General features: G+C 73.5%; 14 protein-coding genes. 8 read left to right on the forward strand and 6 right to left on the reverse strand.

What is annotated here, in order from left to right; translation table 11 throughout:
* Positions 1-121 precede the first annotated feature (121 nt).
* The 3 genes from ABD973_RS00955 to ABD973_RS00965 all read left to right on the forward strand — a co-directional run bounded on the left by ABD973_RS00955 (position 122) and on the right by ABD973_RS00965 (position 3,164).
* The gene (locus ABD973_RS00955; protein WP_345497703.1) at positions 122-1,267 is read left to right on the forward strand and encodes an ATP-binding protein; all 1,146 of its coding nucleotides are present in this window, start codon (positions 122-124) and stop codon (positions 1,265-1,267) included.
* A gap of 255 nt (positions 1,268-1,522) precedes the next feature.
* Positions 1,523-2,689: a glycoside hydrolase family 26 protein gene (locus tag ABD973_RS00960; protein ID WP_241253495.1), complete on the forward strand. Its 1,167-nt coding sequence runs from the start codon at positions 1,523-1,525 to the stop codon at positions 2,687-2,689.
* A 58-nt stretch (positions 2,690-2,747) separates the two neighbouring features.
* Positions 2,748-3,164: a secondary thiamine-phosphate synthase enzyme YjbQ gene (locus ABD973_RS00965; RefSeq protein ID WP_007268172.1), complete on the forward strand. Its 417-nt coding sequence runs from the start codon at positions 2,748-2,750 to the stop codon at positions 3,162-3,164.
* A gap of 91 nt (positions 3,165-3,255) precedes the next feature.
* Here ABD973_RS00965 and ABD973_RS00970 read toward each other — a convergent pair whose 3' ends face one another.
* Positions 3,256-3,624 carry a PRC-barrel domain-containing protein gene (locus ABD973_RS00970; protein WP_125605558.1) on the reverse strand — a complete coding sequence of 123 codons (369 nt, stop codon included), beginning with the start codon at positions 3,622-3,624 and terminating at the stop codon, positions 3,256-3,258.
* 185 nt (positions 3,625-3,809) lie between these two features.
* Between ABD973_RS00970 and ABD973_RS00975 the strand changes: the two genes are divergently transcribed.
* The 3 genes from ABD973_RS00975 to puuE all read left to right on the forward strand — a co-directional run bounded on the left by ABD973_RS00975 (position 3,810) and on the right by puuE (position 6,933).
* Complete coding sequence (locus tag ABD973_RS00975) at positions 3,810-4,292, forward strand: C40 family peptidase (protein ID WP_125823630.1); 483 nt, start codon at positions 3,810-3,812, stop codon at positions 4,290-4,292.
* 454 nt (positions 4,293-4,746) lie between these two features.
* Entirely contained in the window at positions 4,747-5,961 is a 1,215-nt protein-coding gene (fabV, locus tag ABD973_RS00985; protein WP_345497711.1) for an enoyl-[acyl-carrier-protein] reductase FabV, read from the forward strand.
* A gap of 63 nt (positions 5,962-6,024) precedes the next feature.
* Positions 6,025-6,933, forward strand: a complete 909-nt coding sequence (gene puuE, locus ABD973_RS00990) for an allantoinase PuuE (protein ID WP_125823628.1) — start codon at positions 6,025-6,027, stop codon at positions 6,931-6,933.
* A gap of 42 nt (positions 6,934-6,975) precedes the next feature.
* On the opposite strand, the gene ABD973_RS00995 is transcribed toward puuE, so the two are convergent.
* Positions 6,976-7,884 (reverse strand): Rieske (2Fe-2S) protein, encoded by a 909-nt coding sequence (locus ABD973_RS00995; protein ID WP_345497714.1) that lies wholly within the window; start codon positions 7,882-7,884, stop codon positions 6,976-6,978.
* A gap of 178 nt (positions 7,885-8,062) precedes the next feature.
* On the opposite strand from ABD973_RS00995, the gene budA reads away from it, so the two are divergent.
* On the forward strand, positions 8,063-8,824 hold the full coding sequence (gene budA / locus ABD973_RS01000) for an acetolactate decarboxylase (RefSeq protein ID WP_125823626.1): 762 nt from the start codon (positions 8,063-8,065) through the stop codon (positions 8,822-8,824).
* A 38-nt stretch (positions 8,825-8,862) separates the two neighbouring features.
* Here the strand turns inward: budA and ABD973_RS01005 are convergent, their stop codons facing one another.
* From ABD973_RS01005 to ABD973_RS01015, 3 genes are all read right to left on the reverse strand, one after another.
* Positions 8,863-9,222, reverse strand: a complete 360-nt coding sequence (locus ABD973_RS01005; protein ID WP_125595003.1) for a subtilase-type protease inhibitor — start codon at positions 9,220-9,222, stop codon at positions 8,863-8,865.
* 342 nt (positions 9,223-9,564) lie between these two features.
* The gene (locus ABD973_RS01010; protein WP_125823625.1) at positions 9,565-10,380 is read right to left on the reverse strand and encodes a DUF4389 domain-containing protein; all 816 of its coding nucleotides are present in this window, start codon (positions 10,378-10,380) and stop codon (positions 9,565-9,567) included.
* Between the two features lie 205 nt (positions 10,381-10,585).
* Positions 10,586-11,920 (reverse strand): YhgE/Pip domain-containing protein, encoded by a 1,335-nt coding sequence (locus ABD973_RS01015; protein ID WP_386382125.1) that lies wholly within the window; start codon positions 11,918-11,920, stop codon positions 10,586-10,588.
* A 154-nt stretch (positions 11,921-12,074) separates the two neighbouring features.
* On the opposite strand from ABD973_RS01015, the gene ABD973_RS01020 reads away from it, so the two are divergent.
* Entirely contained in the window at positions 12,075-12,740 is a 666-nt protein-coding gene (locus ABD973_RS01020) for a MerR family transcriptional regulator (protein ID WP_125594986.1), read from the forward strand.
* An 87-nt stretch (positions 12,741-12,827) separates the two neighbouring features.
* Here ABD973_RS01020 and ABD973_RS01025 read toward each other — a convergent pair whose 3' ends face one another.
* Positions 12,828-13,181, reverse strand: a complete 354-nt coding sequence (locus ABD973_RS01025) for a hypothetical protein (RefSeq protein WP_125823623.1) — start codon at positions 13,179-13,181, stop codon at positions 12,828-12,830.
* Between the last annotated feature and the right edge of the window lie 176 nt (positions 13,182-13,357).

Raw genomic sequence — 13,357 nt, forward strand, 5'->3', positions numbered from 1 at the left:
GGACCCGCGCGGGGCGCCCACCTGGCCGTACACCCCTTCGGAAAAACGGCCCTGACCTGGTGTTATGCGAGATCAGACCTAGGCTGTGGGGGTCTGCAGGACACCATCGAAGGGGGACTTCATGAGCAAGGACCACATCGAGTACGACGCCTCCCACATCCAGGTGCTGGAGGGTCTGGAGGCCATCCGGAAGCGACCCGGCATGTACGTCGGGTCGGACGGCGAGCGCGGGCTGCACCAGCTGGTCTTCGAGGTCGCCGACCGGGCGGTGAACGAGGTGCTGGCCGGCCGGGCCGGGGCCGTGGACGTCACCCTCACGGCCGACGGGTCGGTACGGGTCGCCGACGACGGCCCGGCGCTGCCCGCCGAGGAGGCGGACGCGCTGCTGTGCCGCCTGCCCGCCGGCCGCCGGCACGCCGGCCGGCACGTGGTCGCCCTGGGCCTGGGCGGTACCGGCCTGTGCGTCGCCAACGCCCTGTCGAGCCGCCTGACCACGGAGCTGCGACACGACGGCGTCCGCGTACTGCGGGAGTACGAGCGCGGCGAGGAGGTCACCCCTCCGGCTCCGGCGGGCCCCGCGTCCGGTACGGGCACCGTGATCACCTTCCGGCCCGATCCGGAGATCTTCGGTACGGCCGCGTACGCGTTCGACGTACTGGCGGACCGCTTCCGGGAGCTGGCCTTCCTGAACCGTGCCCTGGACGTCACGCTGACCGACCGGCGCACCGCGGCCGAGCCGCGCTCCGAGCGGTTCCGGTTCCCGGACGGGGCCCGGGAGTTCGTCGCCTTCCTCGGGGCCGGGGCCGGCGCCCCCGTCCACCCGGAGGTCTTCGGGTTCGAGCGGGAGGTCCCCGCGATGGGCGGCACGGTGGAGGTGGCCCTGCGGTGGCACGACTCCCCCGGCGAGCGGGCCCTGAGCTTCGCCAACAGCTCGCCCACCCCGGACGGCGGTACCCACGCCGAAGGCCTGCGCCAGGGACTGGCCGCCGCCGTCGGCGCGTTCGCGGGCGCGCGGGTGCCGCCGCCGTCCGCGGAACCGGGATCGGCCGCCTTCGGGGTTGGCGAGGGGCTGGTCGCGGTCGTCTCGGTGAAGCTCGACCGGCCCGAGTTCCGGGGCGTGGCGCACGGAGTGCTCGGCGGCCCGGCTTCGGTGCGCGGCGGCGTCGCGGAGGCCGTGCGCGAGGAGCTGGGTGCCTGGTTCGCCCGGGACCGGAAGACGGCCGCGGCCGTCGTCGGCCGGCTGCTGCGGGGCTCCCGCCGCGCCTGACCCGCCGCCGGAGGCCGTCCCCGTCCCGCGCCGCGGGCCGGGGCGGGAACGGATGTCCGAGCCCTCCCGCCGTCACCTGGTCGGGGGAAGCGGCGGCGGTCCGCTACCGCGAATGGTCCAGGATCGGGACACCGGAGAGGCCGTTGTCCGGGTGGGGTGCCTAACGTCGCTGGGGAGGCACATCGCTCGCAGACCGTTCTCAGACCCGTTCTCAGACCTGTTCGCAGACCCCTGCGCAGACCTTGTGGAGACGCCATGTCCCGTAGAGGCCGCTGGATGGCCGGCGCCTGTGCCAGTACGGCCGCCGTCGTACTGCTCGCCACCGGGGGCGCCCCGGCCCCGGCACCGCACGGGGCGTTGGGGGGAGGCTCGGGGAAGGGGGTCGCCGTGGGCGCCTACCTGCACTACGGCTCGCCCGGCGTCGACCGGATGCAGGGGCTCTCGCACTGGCTCGGCGGCACCGACCTGCGCGCCGGGCACACCTACCTGCCCGGCGACACCTGGACGAACATCGAGGGGGCGCCCGATTCCCTGGACACCTGGGCGCACTGGCGCAAGGAGCGCGCGGACCGGCTGTTCGTCCTCAACGTGCCCATGCTCAACCAGAACGAGGCCGGTGTACCCGACGCCCGCGTCGCCGAGCTGCTGCGCGCGGGGGCGGAGGGCGCGAACGACCACCACTTCCGGCGCCTGGCCGGGCGGCTGGTCTCCCTCGGGCTGCAGGACACGGTCATCGTACTGGGCTGGGAGATGAACGGGTTCAACTACACCCACCGGTGCAAGCCCGATCCGGAGAGCTGGAAGCGGTACTGGCGCAACATCGTGTCCTCGATGCGTTCGGTGCGGGGCCAGCGGTTCCGTTTCGACTTCGCCCCCAACCGGGGCCCGGACGCCATCGGTTGGACGAAGTGCTACCCGGGGGACGACGTGGTCGACATCGTCGGCATGGACTCCTACGACCAGCCGCCCGGAGAGAGCTTCGAGGAGCAGGTGACCCAGCCGTACGGCCTCCAGCAGCACGTCGACTTCGCGAGGGCGCACGGCAAGCAGATCTCGTACCCGGAGTGGGGGCTGTTCCGCAACGGCGACAACGCCGAGTACATGCGGGACATGCTGGCGTGGATCGCCGACCACAAGCCGCTGTACCACAGCATCACCGACTACTGCCCGCACGGAGTGTGGCAGTGCGGGCAGAACCCGCGCTCCGCGCAGGTGTTCCGGGAGTTCCTGTCGGCCGGCCGGGGCGGGCGCCCGGCGGGCGGACCGCCGCGTCCGGACGGCCTCCCGGACAGCCTCCCGGACGGGCCGGACGGCCGAGCCGCCGACGGGGGTCCCGGCGGCGCCGGTGAGGCGACTGGGCCCGGCGCCCTCTGGGGCGGTGCCGCCCTCGGGGCCGCCACCGCTGCGCGCGCGGGGAAGTGACCCGTCCGGAGCAGGGCCCGTCCCCCGTCGCGCCGGCCGTCTGACCGAGGATGAGGGGATGACCTTCACGACACGGACCATCGACATCACCACCGGCTCCGCGGAGACCGTCCACGACCTGACCTCGGCCTGCGCCGGCTTCCTGCGCGAGGCGGCCCGGGGACGCGACGGGCTCCTCAACGTCTTCACCCCGCACGCGACGGCCGGGCTCGCGGTCATCGAAACGGGTGCGGGCAGCGACGACGACCTGCTCGACGCCCTGGCCGAGCTGCTGCCCGCCGACGACCGCTGGCGCCACCGCCACGGCTCCCCCGGCCACGGCCGGGACCACGTGCTGCCGGCGTTCGTCCCGCCGCACGCCACCCTGCCGGTCGTCGACGGTGAACTCGCCCTGGGGACCTGGCAGTCGGTGGTGCTGGTGGACACCAACAAGGACAACCCGCGGCGTACCGTACGGCTGTCCTTCCTGGGCTGACCGGACGTACCGGCTGCCCGTGCACGCCGCACCGGCCCGCGCCGTCGGCGCGGGCCGGTGTCCGGTCATCTGCGTTGCCCCGGGCGGGGGTTCAGAGCGGGCGGCCGCCGAAGGCCCCGCCGGAGCGGTAGTAGTCGGCCAGTTCGTCGTGGTAGCCGACGTCGCCGAGGTGCTTCTCCCGGTGGAACTCCGGGGCGTTCTTGATCTGTTCCTTGGTCCGGTCGACGTAGATCTTCTCCTCGTCGACGTCGATCCGCGAGACGGTGCCGGCGGGCAGGAGGACCTCCTTGCCGAAGATCCACGGGCCGGTGTCGACCACGAGGTAGGCGGAGCCGGCCTCGTCCGAGTGCTTGTCGACCTTGCCGATGCTGCCATCGACGGCCTCCACCTTGAACCCGCTCAGGTCGACGCCCTGCAGCCGGCCGGACGTCTCGCGGTAGCCCCACGCGTTCTCGGTCATCAGGTGTGTTCCTTTCCCATCGACGGAAGTCCTTCCTCGTACGGGCGCACCTGCCCCGCATGCGCCCCGGAAAACTCGCGCCGTGTCCGAGCGTGCAACTGCGGACACTTCGTGCAAAATGGGCGGTCGTCGGGAGCCATTACGCAGTCACCGAGAACACCCACCACCACGGTTTGTTCCTGTACATGAATGCGGAGGTATCACGATTGCCGAAATCAGAAAAACGATTCAAGAGACATCGCGGCCCCGCCCTGCTCCTCTCCCTCTCCGTTGCCGCCGCCCTGTTCGCCCCCGCCCGCCCGGCCCAGGCCGCCTCCCTGTACGGGATAAAGGCCGTGGCCATCGCCGCGTCCAAGAAGGGCGCACCCTACGTCTACGGGGCCACCGGGCCCGATGAGTTCGACTGCTCGGGCCTCACCCTCTACGCCTTCCGGAAGGCCGGCCGGGCCCTTCCCCGCACCGCGGACGCGCAGTACGAGAGCACCCTCCACATTCCGCACGCGCAGCGCGCACCCGGCGATCTGGTCTTCTTCCCCCAAGGGGGGACCATGGGCCACGTCGGCATCTACGCCGGCCACGACAAGATCTGGCACGCCCCCAAACCCGGTACCCGCGTACGGCTGGAACGCATCTGGACCGGCACCGCCCGCTACAGCCGGGCCAATTGAACGAGCAGCGGGGCGAAACGCACCAGCACCACGAGCGGCGGCCCGCCTACCGGTACGCGCGCGCTGCGCCTCGACGATCCCTCGCACCGAGCGGCGCCCGTACGACACCCTCGGCCACCTGTCCCGGCGTCACGCTCCTGATACCGCCCGGCGGGGTGGCACCCGTCGCGCGAACACGCCCGCGTCGCGGACGAATCCCGGCTGCACGAGGGACACCCCCACACCCCTACCTCGGAGTTCCTGGCCCGGCGCCGGCCGAGGACCTCGTAGGGGGGCGCGAACCGGGGTCGCGGGAGCGGGGTGGGTGGTGGGAACACTCCAAGATCGACTGGGGATCGTTGTCCCCCGCCACGGCTCCGGTCGGCAGCGGTGCTGTCGCAGACTGGCGGGACGCGGTGGCCACTCGCCGGCCACCCCGTCCCCGTCCCGGCCGACCCAAGGATTAAGGACCACCGTGAACGAGCGCGTGCTGACCCCCCGCAACCGGGGTTTCCTCTTCCTCGACTCCCACCCGGCGGGCTGCCGGCGGCTGGTGGAGGACATGTGGCAGACGTGCCCGGCTCCCGCCCGGGCCCCCGAGGGCGAGGGCCCGGTTGCACTGGTCATCGGCTCTTCCGCCGGTTACGGCCTCGCCGCCACCCTCGCCGGGCTCAAGCGGGCCGGGATCCGCGGGATCGCGGTCTCCTTCGAGAAGGCCCCCACGGAGCGGCGTACCGCCACCGCGGGCTGGTACCGCACCGCGGCCACCGCCGACATCGCCCGCGCGGCCGGGCGGGACCTGGTCTTCCTCAACGGCGACGCGTTCTCGGACGCGATGAAGGACCAGGTCGCCGAGCTCGTCGAGCGGCGCTTCGGCGGCCGGCTGGACCACCTCGTGTACTCGGTGGCCGCACCCCGCCGGACCGACCCCGACACCGGTGCCGCGTACGCCTCCGTCCTCAAGCCGATCGGCGCGGCGAACCGCACCAAGACCCTCGTCTTCGACGACCAGGGCGCCCCCGCGGTCCGCGAGGTCGAGACCGCACCGGCCGAGGGCGACGACGTCGGGCAGACCGTGGCCGTGATGGGCGGCGCGGACTGGGAACGCTGGATCGACCACCTCGCCGGACGGGGCCTGCTCGCCGAGGGCTTCACCACGGCCGCTCTGTCCTACATCGGTTCGCCGCTGACGGCGGCGATCTACCGGCAGGGCACGATCGGTGCGGCCAAGGCGCACCTGGAGGCCACCGCCCGCACTCTGGACGAGCGCCTCGCGAAGACGGTGGGAGGGCGGGCCGTGACCTCCGTGAACGGCGCGGCCGTCACCCAGTCCTCCACCGCCATCCCCGGCATCGCCCTCTACACCGGCCTGCTGCGCGGCGTGCTCGGAGAGGCGCTGGTCCCGCCGATCCGTCAGCTCGCCGGCCTGTGGGACCAGCTGACCGGCGCGGCCCCGCTCGCGCAGGACGACGAGGGCCGGGTCCGGCTGGACACCTGGGAGCTCACCGACGAGGTGCAGGCGGCCGTCGCCGAGCGCTGGGCGGCCGCCACGACCGCCACCATCGCGGGCCTCGCCGACCTCGACTGGTTCCGTGACGAGGTCCGGCGCCTGTACGGGTTCTCGGTGCCGGGCGTCGACTACGCCGCGCCCGTCGCCACCCAGGTCCCCTGGCCCGTCCCCGCTCCCTGATCCGCGGGACACGGCCGGAAGCGGTCCGGCGCTCCCGCCGGGCGGGGCGGTAGGGTGCGGCGCGTGTCGGAGCATCAGCGCGATCTCGTCGGCTACGGTGCCGAGCCGCCGCACGCCGCCTGGCCCGGCGGGGCACGCGTCGCCGTCAGCCTCGTGCTCAACTACGAGGAGGGCGGCGAGCGGAGCGTCCTGGAGGGCGACCCGGCGTCGGAGGGGTACCTCCACGAGATCGTCGGCGCGCCGCCGGTGGTCGGCGGGCGGGACCTGAACGTCGAGTCGATGTTCGCCTACGGCGCGCGGGCCGGTTTCTGGCGCGTCCACCGCACGCTCGCCGAGCACGGCGCGCCGCTCACCGTCCACGCCGTGGGGCGGGCGCTGGAGCGCAACCCGGACGCGGCCCGCGCGATGGGCGCGGCCGGATGGGAGGTGGCGGGCCACGGCTGGCGCTGGACCGACTACCGCCAGGTGCCGCAGGACACCGAGCGAGCCGAGATCGCGCGCTGCGCGGAGACGATCGAACGGCTCTGCGGCCGCCGTCCGGTCGGCTGGTACACCGGCCGGACGAGCCCCGCCACGCGGCGCCTCGTCGCCGAGGAGGGCGGCTTCCTCTACGACTCCGACGACTACTCGGACGACCTGCCCTTCTACGTCGAGGCGGCCGGGCGGCCGCACCTGGTGGTGCCGTACAGCCTGGACGCGAACGACTTCAAGTTCCTGATCGTCCACGGCTTCACGACCGCCGACGACATGCTCGGCTATCTGGTCGACACGTTCGACTCCCTCCACGCGGAGGGCGCGGACCGGCCGCGCATGATGAGCGTGGGCCTGCACTGCCGGATCATCGGCCGGCCCGGGCGCATCCGCGCGCTCGACGGCTTCCTGCGGCACGTGGCGCGGCGCGGCGGTGCGTGGATCACCACCCGCGAACGCATCGCCCGCCACTGGCTGGCCACGCACCCGCCGGCCGGCTGACCACGGCCGGGCTCTTCGTCCGGCCGCCGTGAACGCCGGCGGTCAGCCGCCCGCGTGCGGGCGGCGCAGGCGGGCCTCGACGTGCCCGTCGACCGTGCGGCATTCGAAGGCCGGCTGCGGCGCGGTCGCGGGGCCGCGTACGTTCCAGCCGTCCGTCAGGCGGAAGACGCTGCCGTGCCAGGGACAGCGGACGCAGCCGTCGGCGACCTCGCCGTCGAACAGGGGGCCGGCCATGTGGGAGCACCGGCCGGCGAGGGCGTGGATCCCGCCCCCGGATTCCCGCACCACCACGAGGTCCACGCCGGCCAGCTCGGCCCGTACGGGCCGCCCCACCGGGAAGTCCGCGACGGCGCCGATCCGGGTCCAGTCCTGCGGCACGATGTTCGGGACGGCCTCCGCGTGGTTGACCCCGGCCGCCTGACGGTACGAGAGGTGCCCGCCCAGGGCTCCCCCGGCGCCGACCGCGGCGAGGCCGGCCGCGGCGAGCAGCCTGCCGGAGGCGTTCCGGCCGCGCAGCCGCGCGGTGAGGGAGGCGGCGTACAGGGACACGGCGGTCAGGTTCGCCGCGGCGTGGACGAGTCCGACCCGGGCCTGTCCGGGCGGCAGCTCCGCCCAGTCGGCCCACCCGGCCAGCGCCGCCGGCGCGGCCGAGACGAGGCCGACTCCGATCAGCACCTGCTGCTGGCGCCCCCGTCCGGGGAGGCAGTCCAGCACGGCCGCCGAGAGCCAGGCACCCACGGGTACCTGGACCAGCAGGGGATGCAGCGGGTGCCCGAGCGGCAGGCCGTGCAGGACGTCACGGGCCGGCCCCAGCGGAACCGCGCGCACGGCCCCGCGCACCGCGGAGGCGAGGCGGTCGGGCCCCGGCCAGTGCTCCAGGCGGTCCAGGGCCGTGAGCAGCGGCCGCGACCAGGCGCGGGTGGCACTTGTCGTCAGGCGTTCTCCGGTCATGGGCCGCGTCTACCCCGCCCGGCCCCGGTTCAGCACCCGCCGCACGCGGGGGCTCCGCGGGGTGCGCACACCCCCGCGCGCCACGCGCGACCGCGTGCGCGCCGTTGTGACGGGGGTGGCGGTTCCCTACGGTGCTCGACGTGGGACCGGCGTACGCACGGGAACCAGGGGGGGGAACATGACCGCACCGGAAGAAGGCCCGCCGGGCGCGCCCCGGCCGAGGGGGAGGATCTTCCAGACCTCGACCATGACGGCCATGCTCGAGGGCGTGTACGAGGGCACGACCACGATCGCCGAACTTCGCCGGCACGGGGATTTCGGCATCGGCACCTTCGACCGGCTCGACGGCGAGATGATCGTCCTCGACGGCCGCTGCTACCGGTTGCGCGCCGACGGGTCGGCCGGTGAGGCCGACCTCTCGACGCGTACGCCCCTCGCGGCGGTGACCTACTTCCACGGGGAGCACGACTGGCGGATCCGGGAGCCGCTCGACGCCGCCGGGCTGCGCGCCCGGATCGACGGGTGGCTGCCGAGCCCCAACCACTTCTACGCGGTCCGGGTCGACGGGCACTTCGACCACGTGGTCACCCGGATGCTCCCCGAGCAGCACCGGCCGTATCCCCGGCTGATCGACGCGGTGGCGGGGCAGGTGATCGCCACCCACACGGGCCTGCGGGGCACCGTCGTCGGCTTCCGCAGCCCCGCCCACATGCTGGGGGTGGCCGCAGCCGGGTACCACCTGCACTTCCTGTCCGGCTGCCGCACCCGCGGCGGGCACGCGTACGACTTCGCGCTGCGGTCCGGGCGTGTGCGGGTCGACGTGGGGTACGAGCTGGTCCTGCACCTGCCGCGCACGGCCGACTTCGGCCGTGCGCGGCTCGGCCGCGGCGACGTCGCGGGCGAGATCGAGGCGGTGCTCCAGGGAGGCCCGGTGCCGTGACGGGCGGGCCGGTCCGGGTGCCGGCGGCGGAGCGGGCGTCAGAACGCGAAGACGGCGTTGCCGTTGAGGGTCGCGTTCATGGAGCAGGTGTTGGAGAACGTGTGCTTCCACGTGACGCGGCTGCCCTGCCAGACGCCCTCCGCCGTGACGGTCACGGGGGCGTAGTGCATCGGGCAGGCGCGGTTGGTGTCGGGGGCGGCGAGCAGCCGGTCGAAGGTGCCGCCGGTGGAGTTCAGGGCCGTACAGGCGGCCTTGGGGTCCGGGTGCGTGCCCTGGGCGGTCGGCATACAGCTGAGGGTCGCGGCCCGCAGGACCGGGGCGGAGGCGTCGTCGCCCTGGGCGACGGAGAAGACCATCGCGGACGGGGCGTACAGGCTGGTGGGCTTGGCCTCCGCCATGCCGGTGGCGCCTGCCAGGCACAGGAGGGCGGCGGCGGAGACGGCAGCGAAGCGGTAGCGCACGACAAGACTCACTTTCGATGTGAAGGTTGAGCGCGACAATTACTTGCGTTGTCGGGCTTGGATGCGGCCGAGTCTGTCGGATGTGAAGGTGGAGCGCATGTCGACGGCCGATTTACGGACACGGCGTTCGACTATCGGATAACGAATGGTCGTTCGGGCAGCTCAGGCGGTGTGCGGCGCTCCGTGTCCGCACGGAAACGGGGGGTGAGGAGAGGGGTCGGCGGTGGAACGCGCGCCGCTGACCTGGTGTCGAGCGGCGGGCGTTCACCTGGCGGCCACTCAGCTTGTCCGGATCGCTGCGGTTTCCACGCCTTCGAACTGGTCGTCGTCCCTGACCTGGACCTGGACGGTCGGGGAAGCGCCCGCGACGAGGATCCCGAGGACGAGGAACAGCACGACCAGCGCCTTCGCCGGCGCGGCGAGGAGCAGCGGGCGGGTGCCGGAAACCCGGCCGGGCCCGGCCATCGGGGCGTCGGCGGCCCACGCGTCGCCGAACAGGCGCTTGGGGTACGCGGAGGTCAGCATCATCGCGTACGCCTGATAGCGCATCCGGAAGCGGGCGACCGCCGCGACGGCGCCGAAGACGGGGGCGGGCATGCGCCCGAGCACGAGGGTGATCAGCCAGAACACCCAGCAGACGGCGCCCCAGCCGTACTGCAGCAGGCCGGTGACGATCAGCGCCGGCAGCATCAGGACGAGGCGGAACAGGACGGCCGCCCGGTTCAGCGGGCCGGGGCGCAGTTCGATCCGGACCGGATGGCCGGGTGCCTCGAAGGAGAACGGCGGGTACCGGTCCACCAGCAGCATCGCGCTGGCCGCGACCCGGGTCTCGTACGCCAGGAACCCGCCGAGGAAGCGGGCGAGGCCGTCGGGCAGGCGGCCCAGCACCAGTGCGGCGAACCAGCCGGCGACGGTCACGAAGAAGGCGGCGATGCCGAGGAGGGCCGTGACGATCAGCTGCGGCAGCAGCAGGAGCAGCCGCAGCAGGACCGTCCAGCGCCGCTGCCGGCCGGGCGGCGGGACGTCGAGCTCCGGCAGGTGTTCGCCCTGCGGGTGGCCGGCGTCCGGCGGGCGGGGGGTCCAGCCTGTGGTCATGGGGCGCTCCTGCCGTCGGTCGGGGCGCACGGGCCGGGCCCGCCAAGCGGTCCGGCCCGCCCGGCCGGGCGGGCGGATGCGGAAAGGCGGGTTCCGCGCGTACGCCCTGTCAGGGGTACCGCGCGGAACCCGCCTTTCCAAGGATCCCGGCTGCGGCCGGCCGCCCGTTGCCCTGAAGGGCCCCCTCGGCGGCCGGCCGGCCGGCTCAGGCCGTGGCGGACGCCGGAGTCTCGGCGGCCGCGGGCGGCTCCGGGTTCTCGTCGGCGGTGGGCCGCGGGATGCGGTGCAGGCCCCGGCGGTCGTAGAGGCGGGTGACGGCGAAGCCGAAGAGCAGGGCGGCGACGAGGGCAATCCCCATCGCGGTCCACGCCCGGGTCAGGCCGGCGTCGGCCTGGGCGCCGTAGAAGAGGATGGAGCGCAGGCCCTCGGTGATCTGACGCAGCGGCTCGAACTCGGCGAGACCGCGGAAGAAGCCCGGCAGTGCCTGGAGGGGCACGGTGGCGCCGGAGGAGGGGACGGCCATGGCGATGAAGACGATGGTGGCCAGCAGCATGCCGGGGGTGCCGAAGGCGGCGAACAGGGCGAGACCGCCGATGCCGACGACCGCGATGGTGGCGACCGAGTACAGCCACAGCAGGCCCAGGTGGGAGGCGTCCATGTCGAGGACGCCGACGGTGACGACCTCGACCAGGGTGCCCATGATCACCGACATGCCGAGCATGAGCGCGATGCCGACGGCGAGCGTCCGGACGCGGCTGGTGTGCTGGACGGGTTCGCGCTTGCGGACCGGGCCGTAGTCGGTGTGGAGGTAGCCGAGCGCGGTGTCGACCTGGGAGTTGACCAGGTTGGCGCCGAGCATGCCGCAGACGACCAGGACCAGGGCGTAGTAGAAGGCGCTCAGCCCCATGGCGCTTCGGGAGCCGACGGGGTGGCCGTCGGCGACGGTGACGGTGACCGGGTCGGCCAGCTTGAGCTGGGCGGCCGTCGGCAGCGGCGTCTTCTGGGCCGCGGCCTGCTTGAGGAGCTCCTGGCCGATCTGGGCGGAGGCCGCGTGGGCCGCCTTCTGCGCGGCCTGGGAGGACATGGACGAGCCTATGCTGCCGGCGGACTGGTTGGTCAGCACCGTGATCACCGGCGGGGCGGGCTTGCCCTGGGCCGGCGGCTGCGGGGCGGCGAGCGCGGTCACCGTGGCGGAGAACTCGCGCGGGATGACGAGGGCGCCGAAGACCTTGCCGCTGCCCAGCCGCTTGTCGGCCTCCTCGCGGCTGACGAGCTGCCAGTCGATGCTCTTGTCGCCCTCGGCGGCCTTCTGGACGCCCGAGACGACCTGCTCGCCGAGGTTGACGCGACGGCCGCCCGCGTCGGCACCGGCGTCCGCGTTGACCAGGGCCACCGGCAGGTCGCGCAGGTTCCCTCTGGGGTTGACGTTGCCGCCCACGTAGAGCAGGGCGAACAACATCGAGACCACTGCGGCGATGAGTCCCGTACCGATCCACAACTGGGGTCGGCGGAGCACGGAGGGTGGCGTGGGGTGAGGCATCGATTCTCCGGTGCGGCTGCGATTCCTGGGTTGGATACTTCTGGTATCCAGTGACTGGATACTGGCAGTATCTTGTTGTGGTGTCCAATCGCCGGCGGCGGACGGCCGAGGGCGGACAGACCGGACCGGACCGCATGACCAGCAGGGAAGCCTCATGAAGATCTCGGAGCTCAGCCGGCTCACCGGCGTGCCGGTCGCCAGCATCAAGTACTTCCGGCGGCAGGGTCTGCTGCCGGCCGGCCGGGCGACGGCCGCGACCCTGGCGGAGTACGGGGAGGAGCACGCGGAGCGGCTGCGGCTGATCAAGGCCCTGACCACGCTGGGCGGGCTGTCCATCGCCGCCACCCGCGAGGTGCTCGGCGCGGTCGACCAGGCCCACAGCACCGAGGGCGCCCTCGGCGCGATCAGCTACGCGCTCCCCGTGCCGGTGGCCTCCCAGGGCCCCGCGGACGACGAGGAGGAGGCCGGAGCCGACGAGGCAGCGGCGGCGGAGGTCGCGGAGCTGCTCGCCGCCCTGGAATGGCGGGCGCCCGGCACCTCACCCCATGTGAAGGGGCTGACGGCGGCGCTCAAGGAGCTGCGCCGGCTGGACGCCCAGTACGCCCCGGGCGAGCTGGCCGCCTACGCGCGGCTGGCCGAGTCGGTCGCCCGGCTGGACCTGGAACGGGCGTCCTGCCTCGACGAGCCGGTGGCCCTCGCGGAGCGGGCCGTCATCGTCTTCGCGATCTGCGCCCCGGTCTTCGAACTGCTCCGCCGCCTGGCCCAGGAGGACCAGGTCCGCCGCCGCATCACGCACGACGACACCGGCTCCGCCTGTTAGCGGCGGCCGCGTCGCCCCGCGGGGCGGGGCGCGGAGGTGCCGCCGGGGGGCCCGCCGCCGGCGGCTTCGGGGGTGGCTGCGCCGGGGTCAGATGGTGACGCAGATGCCGTCCTCGATGGTGCGGCCGTCGCGCTCCAGGCCGCCGCACACCAGCTTCGCGTTCGCCTGCTCGTAGTTCACCGGCCACCGGTGGGAGGCGGCGACCACCCTCGGGCCGTGGAAACCGCCCCAGTAGGAGCGCAGGGTGCCCGGCAGGCCGTCCTTGGTCTGGACGGTGATGTCCTGGACGAAGCGGTTGTGGTGGGCGGTCATCACGCAGATGTACTTGCCGCATTGGCTGTCGACCCCGCCCGGACGGGCGTCGGCGGGAGTACCGGCGGTGAGCGCCAGGGTGACACCGGTTGCCAAGGTCGCGGCGAGGTACCGCAGGCGGTTGTTCATGGAAAAGCCGTCTTTCTTTCTGTCGCTCTGTCGCTGCTCGGAGAACGCCGGCGGGCGGCGGTGACCGTGGCGCCCCCCGGGGGGCGGCCCTTGATCACGATCCGGTTGTAACGACCCGCAGCGGTGCGGGGACAGGGCCCACTGGGGGAACTCACCCGTGTGGGCTAATGCGTTCA

The sequence above is a fragment of the Streptomyces racemochromogenes genome (genome assembly GCF_039535215.1).
Classification (GTDB): Bacteria; Actinomycetota; Actinomycetes; order Streptomycetales; family Streptomycetaceae; genus Streptomyces; species Streptomyces racemochromogenes.

Coding starts and splice junctions, on each gene's coding strand:
- ABD973_RS00955 (WP_345497703.1), top strand. CDS start 122: ATGAGCAAGGACCACATCGAGTACGACGCCTCCCACATCCAGGTGCTG.
- ABD973_RS00960 (WP_241253495.1), top strand. CDS start 1,523: ATGTCCCGTAGAGGCCGCTGGATGGCCGGCGCCTGTGCCAGTACGGCC.
- ABD973_RS00965 (WP_007268172.1), top strand. CDS start 2,748: ATGACCTTCACGACACGGACCATCGACATCACCACCGGCTCCGCGGAG.
- ABD973_RS00970 (WP_125605558.1), bottom strand. CDS start 3,624: ATGACCGAGAACGCGTGGGGCTACCGCGAGACGTCCGGCCGGCTGCAG.
- ABD973_RS00975 (WP_125823630.1), top strand. CDS start 3,810: ATGAATGCGGAGGTATCACGATTGCCGAAATCAGAAAAACGATTCAAG.
- ABD973_RS00995 (WP_345497714.1), bottom strand. CDS start 7,884: ATGACCGGAGAACGCCTGACGACAAGTGCCACCCGCGCCTGGTCGCGG.
- budA (WP_125823626.1), top strand. CDS start 8,063: ATGACCGCACCGGAAGAAGGCCCGCCGGGCGCGCCCCGGCCGAGGGGG.
- ABD973_RS01005 (WP_125595003.1), bottom strand. CDS start 9,222: ATGGCGGAGGCCAAGCCCACCAGCCTGTACGCCCCGTCCGCGATGGTC.
- ABD973_RS01010 (WP_125823625.1), bottom strand. CDS start 10,380: ATGACCACAGGCTGGACCCCCCGCCCGCCGGACGCCGGCCACCCGCAG.
- ABD973_RS01015 (WP_386382125.1), bottom strand. CDS start 11,920: ATGCCTCACCCCACGCCACCCTCCGTGCTCCGCCGACCCCAGTTGTGG.
- ABD973_RS01020 (WP_125594986.1), top strand. CDS start 12,075: ATGAAGATCTCGGAGCTCAGCCGGCTCACCGGCGTGCCGGTCGCCAGC.
- ABD973_RS01025 (WP_125823623.1), bottom strand. CDS start 13,181: ATGAACAACCGCCTGCGGTACCTCGCCGCGACCTTGGCAACCGGTGTC.